Below are 5,000 nucleotides of genomic sequence, written 5' to 3' on the forward strand. Positions count from 1 at the left end.
TCGTCGCCAGCGGCGAGCCGCCCTCGTTCGTGAGGCGTATATAGTCGCCACCAACGAGAACTGTCAACAGCGATCAGCGATGTTTTTTCGATTTCTCGTGGAGTTATCCACGGGGCCGAAATTCGTGAGCTGGCCTGGCTGAATTGTGAGCGGTGTTCTGCCGCCGACCATTCCTGTGATGCGCCCCGAGGTCTCGGCGCTGAACGTACATCATCGGCTTGAAATACAACTGTTGCGCCTCGGCGGCCGCAAAGCAATTCCCTACCGGAGCGTCATTTAGAGCCGGTCCTCGAGCAATTCCGGCGTGATGTTCCGGCCAGCGTAAAAGATGCCCAGGATCAGCACCCGCTCGCCCTCGGCGGCAAAGGCAATGCTGACGGCACGCCGGCAACCGACAATCCGAAGCCCAGGCATGGGCTCGCCCCACTCGGTGTCCCGCTGTGGAAAAGTCGCCAGACCGAGACAATGGTCGCGGATACCCCACAACAGAATTCCAGGCGATCGCAGGTTAAGCACTTTCGGCTATGTCGTCATAGCTGTTCCAGCTCGGCTTCCGCTCTGGGATGGAAGACAATCCGATATTCCACCCCTACCTGGCCTTCGCCTGCTTCGCGCGACGTCGCGCCTCCAGCGGGGAGAAGACCGTTTCGGCAGGGATGCCTTTCGCCGGATCTCGCTGAAGCTCGGCCAGCCGCGCCGGTATGTCTTCGCCCAGCCATCTCTCCCGCTCCGCCTCGAAATCCTCAAGCATGCGCAGGCCCGCGCGGACAACCTCGCTGGCATTGTTGTAGCGGCCTGATTCGAGCTGCTTCCTGATGAAGCTCTCGTAGTGGTCATTCAAAGCGTAATTTGGCATTGGCAACCCTCCTGGGCGAATATGGGGGCGCCGGAGAAGGTAGCAATAGATATCAACTGCTAGCTGCCTCGACCGATCCGGTTCACCTTGCCGCGATTCGCCGGCAATAGAATCGCTCTGTCGCTTGATTCGGCATGACCGAAATGCTGCCTCAGCCATGAGGGCTGCACGATCGAGGATCGACGCGCAAGCTGATGCCGGGTGTGATTCTTTTGTGGCAGCCGTGCGCGAGAAGATAGGCGCAAAATCCAACCGGCTAAAATTCGTTTCGTATTTGGTTTCAGGGCTGGTCTTTGAGCCGGCGCCTTCAGTCTATGGCCCGCGGAGGCGAGGCTGCCTTGTCAGCATCGGCATCGCCGACGCGCCAGGCAGCAAGCCCGGAAATAGGACCTCATCTTTTGCCGCGCTATACCGGCCTTCTGCGCTTCGATCCTTGGACCTGGTCAGGCATGAGAGGCAAGAAGCCCGCCGGCTTGGAGCTTGACGGGCCTTGCGTGCGGTTGAGCGGAGTGACTCGACGGCCGGCGTCAACCCCCGAACGCAAACAGCCCGCCGGCATTTTGCCTGGCGGGCTGCTTTGGATTTGGTTGCGGGGACAGGATTTGAACCTGTGACCTTCAGGTTATGAGCCTGACGAGCTACCGGGCTGCTCCACCCCGCGTCGAGGTTTGGAAGTATGCGCAGGCCTCCTAACAGGATGGCCTACAGATAGGTATTTGGCTCACCAAATGAAAGGGCCGCTTACGCGGCCCGGGTTCCCGTTGGCGGGCCTTATCATCGGGCCTTATCATAAAGAGAAGATTTCTCTCACATCCGATTTGGATGTGCGATCAACGTGCGTTTGGCAGACCTGGCAGCGACCTACTCTCCCGCGTCTTGAGACGAAGTACCATCAGCGCTGGAGCGTTTCACGGCCGAGTTCGGAATGGGATCGGGTGCAGCCGCTCCGCCATAACCACCAGGTCGGCAAAACGCACGTTGTTCGAGAAGCTGTTTTTTTAGCGAATAGCCAATAGTGAGTAGCGAATAGGGATCCTATTTGCTGCTTTCTCTGAGCTGTTCGCTGGTCTTTTTTGTGCCTTTACAGTTCTTTGGGTCCTGACGCCTTTCGAAGCGAAGCTTCGCAAGGTCGACCGACCGTCGGCGCTGATGCGCCGCACCCACGTAGCGCCGCCCGCAGGGCGGAACGAGCGTGAGTGAGAACAGACCATTTGACTTCGTCAAATGGGCATAAGGAATGAGAACGATCAAGCCGATCGAACTATTAGTACCGGTAAGCTTCAAGCGTTGCCGCTCTTCCACACCCGGCCTATCAACGTGGTCGTCTTCCACGGTTCTCAGGGAATACTCGTTTTAAGGTGGGTTTCCCGCTTAGATGCCTTCAGCGGTTATCCCGTCCGGATATAGCTACCCTGCTATGCGGCTGGCGCCACAACAGGTCCACCAGAGATCCGTCCATCCCGGTCCTCTCGTACTAGGGACAGATCCTTTCAATATTCCTACACCCACGGCAGATAGGGACCGAACTGTCTCACGACGTTCTGAACCCAACTCACGTACCGCTTTAAATGGCGAACAGCCATACCCTTGGGACCTGCTCCAGCCCCAGGATGCGATGAGTCGACATCGAGGTGCCAAACAACCCCGTCGATATGGACTCTTGGGGGTCATCAGCCTGTTATCCCCGGCGTACCTTTTATCCGTTGAGCGATGGCCCTTCCACGCGGGACCACCGGATCACTATGACCGACTTTCGTCTCTGCTCGACTTGTCAGTCTCGCAGTCAGGCAGGCTTATGCCATTGCACTCAGCGAACGATTTCCGACCGTTCTGAGCCCACCATCGCGCGCCTCCGTTACTCTTTAGGAGGCGACCGCCCCAGTCAAACTACCCACCATACATTGTCCCGGACCCGGATAACGGGCCGCGGTTAGACATCCATAGTAATAAGGGTGGTATTTCAAGGGTGGCTCCACCTGAGCTGGCGCCCAGGCTTCAAAGCCTACCACCTATCCTACACATGCCACTACGAATGCCAATGTAAAGCTATAGTAAAGGTGCACGGGGTCTTTCCGTCTAACCGCAGGAACCCCGCATCTTCACGGGGAATTCAATTTCACTGAGTCTATGCTGGAGACAGCGGGGAAGTCGTTACGCCATTCGTGCAGGTCGGAACTTACCCGACAAGGAATTTCGCTACCTTAGGACCGTTATAGTTACGGCCGCCGTTTACTGGGGCTTCGATTCAGAGCTTGCACCCCTCCTCTTAACCTTCCAGCACCGGGCAGGCGTCAGACCCTATACGTCGTCTTGCGACTTCGCAGAGCCCTGTGTTTTTGATAAACAGTCGCTACCCCCTGGTCTGTGCCACCCTCCTCTACTTGCGTAGAAAAGGGTCACGCTTCTTCCGAAGTTACGCGTGCAATTTGCCGAGTTCCTTCAGCATAGTTCTCTCAAGCGCCTTGGTATACTCTACCAGACCACCAGTGTCGGTTTCGGGTACGGTTTATAAGGAGGAGCTATTTCCTGGAACCACGCAGCAGCCCGTTCAATCCGATAAGATTGGACTACCTCAATGATCCGTCACTACCTCCAAGCCCACGAATATTAACGTGGTTCCCATCGACTACGCGTTTCCGCCTCGTCTTAGGGGCCGGCTAACCCTGCTCAGATTAGCTTTAAGCAGGAACCCTTGGTCTTTCGGCGGGGGAGTCTCTCACTCCCCTTACGTTACTCATGTCAGCATTCGCACTTCTGATACCTCCACCACCCCTCACGGGTATGGCTTCATCAGCTTACAGAACGCTCCGCTACCGCTTGGCCCTTGCGGACCAAACCCTAAGCTTCGGTGTATGGCTTTAGCCCCGTTACATTTTCGGCGCAAAGACCCTTATTTAGACCAGTGAGCTGTTACGCTTTCTTTAAATGATGGCTGCTTCTAAGCCAACATCCTGGTTGTTTTGGGATCCTCACATCCTTTCCCACTTAGCCATAACTTGGGGACCTTAGCTGTAGGTCAGGGTTGTTTCCCTTTTCACGACGGACGTTAGCACCCGCCGTGTGTCTGCCGACTAGTACTCCCAGGTATTCGGAGTTTGGTTAGGTTTGGTAATCCGGTGAGGACCCCTAGCCCATCCAGTGCTCTACCCCCTGGGGTATTCGGTCGACGCTCTACCTAAATAGATTTCGCGGAGAACCAGCTATTTCCGAGTTTGATTGGCCTTTCACCCCTAGCCACAAGTCATCCCGAACTATTGCAACAGTTATGGGTTCGGTCCTCCAGTAAGTGTTACCTTACCTTCAACCTGCTCATGGCTAGATCACTCGGTTTCGGGTCTAATGCGACGAACTGAACGCCCTGTTCAGACTCGCTTTCGCTGCGCCTACACCTAGCGGTTTAAGCTTGCTCGTCACACTAAGTCGCTGACCCATTATACAAAAGGTACGTGGTGACCCTTGCGGGCTCCCACTGTTTGTAGGCAATCGGTTTCAGNCCTCCAGTAAGTGTTACCTTACCTTCAACCTGCTCATGGCTAGATCACTCGGTTTCGGGTCTAATGCGACGAACTAAACGCCCTGTTCAGACTCGCTTTCGCTGCGCCTACACCTAGCGGTTTAAGCTTGCTCGTCACACTAAGTCGCTGACCCATTATACAAAAGGTACGTGGTCACCCAGGACGAACCTTGGGCTTCCACTGTTTGTAGGCAATCGGTTTCAGGTACTCTTTCACTCCCCTTGTCGGGGTGCTTTTCACCTTTCCCTCACGGTACTAGTTCGCTATCGGTCATGCACGAGTACTTAGGCTTGGAGGGTGGTCCCCCCAATTTCAGACAGGATTTCACGTGTCCCGCCTTACTCGAGGACGATTGATTGCATTACGCGTACGGGGCTGTCACCCACTATGGCCCTACTTTCCAGAAGGTTCCGCTTGTCTCTCAATCGCCACTGGCCTGGTCCGGGTTCGCTCGCCACTACTTCCGGAGTCTCGGTTGATGTCCTTTCCTACGGGTACTTAGATGTTTCAGTTCCCCGCGTTCGCCACTTTACCCCTATGTATTCAGGGTAAGTTACCTATTATCGATACTTGGAAACCACAGCAGCAAGTCGGCCTTGCGACCTTCCGGCTGCTCTGATTTTCCAAGT

General features: G+C 55.6%; 2 protein-coding genes, 1 tRNA gene and 2 rRNA genes (1 of these 5 running past the window's edge). All 5 read right to left on the reverse strand.

Translation table 11 applies throughout. The annotated features are described in order from the left end of the window. Nucleotides 1–276 precede the first annotated feature (276 nt). Nucleotides 277–414, reverse strand: a complete 138-nt coding sequence (locus tag X744_RS1000000176180) for a hypothetical protein (protein ID WP_348626147.1) — start codon at nucleotides 412–414, stop codon at nucleotides 277–279. A 175-nt stretch (nucleotides 415–589) separates the two neighbouring features. After that, a complete protein-coding gene (locus X744_RS166600; RefSeq protein WP_023757167.1) occupies nucleotides 590–856 on the reverse strand; it encodes a type II toxin-antitoxin system ParD family antitoxin in 267 nt (88 codons plus the stop codon). Nucleotides 857–1,440: 584 nt separating this feature from the next. Then, nucleotides 1,441–1,517, reverse strand: a tRNA-Met gene (locus X744_RS166595). Nucleotides 1,518–1,704: 187 nt separating this feature from the next. Continuing rightward, nucleotides 1,705–1,819: ribosomal RNA gene (gene rrf, locus X744_RS166590) — 5S ribosomal RNA — on the reverse strand. 280 nt (nucleotides 1,820–2,099) lie between these two features. Further along, a 23S ribosomal RNA gene (locus X744_RS166585) occupies nucleotides 2,100–5,000 on the reverse strand (it continues 139 nt past the right edge of the window).

It is taken from the genome of Mesorhizobium sp. LNHC252B00, assembly GCF_000502955.1.
Classification (GTDB): Bacteria; Pseudomonadota; Alphaproteobacteria; order Rhizobiales; family Rhizobiaceae; genus Mesorhizobium.

Coding starts and splice junctions, on each gene's coding strand:
- X744_RS1000000176180 (WP_348626147.1), bottom strand. CDS start 414: ATGCCTGGGCTTCGGATTGTCGGTTGCCGGCGTGCCGTCAGCATTGCC.
- X744_RS166600 (WP_023757167.1), bottom strand. CDS start 856: ATGCCAAATTACGCTTTGAATGACCACTACGAGAGCTTCATCAGGAAG.